The organism is Acinetobacter sp. ABJ-A23_2 (assembly GCF_044538765.1).
In the GTDB taxonomy this organism is placed as follows: Bacteria; Pseudomonadota; Gammaproteobacteria; order Pseudomonadales; family Moraxellaceae; genus Acinetobacter; species Acinetobacter nosocomialis_A.
This window is the reverse complement of record NZ_JBIUCP010000135.1, coordinates 1-255: the sequence shown is the minus strand read 5'-3', so window position 1 is coordinate 255 and position 255 is coordinate 1. Positions and strand designations below refer to the sequence as shown.

1 rRNA gene is annotated in these 255 nt (G+C 53.7%); it reads left to right on the top strand.

Features of this window, described 5'->3' with window-relative positions:
- A 16S ribosomal RNA gene (locus ACH63V_RS18200) occupies positions 1-219 on the top strand; the annotation flags it as partial.
- Positions 220-255: the final 36 nt, after the last annotated feature.

Here is a 255-nt window from a genome sequence, read left to right as displayed (position 1 = left end):
ACTCCATGAAGTCGGAATCGCTAGTAATCGCGGATCAGAATGCCGCGGTGAATACGTTCCCGGGCCTTGTACACACCGCCCGTCACACCATGGGAGTTTGTTGCACCAGAAGTAGCTAGCCTAACTGCAAAGAGGGCGGTTACCACGGTGTGGCCGATGACTGGGGTGAAGTCGTAACAAGGTAGCCGTAGGGGAACCTGCGGCTGGATCACCTCCTTAACGAAAGATTGACGATTGGTAAGAATCCACAACAAG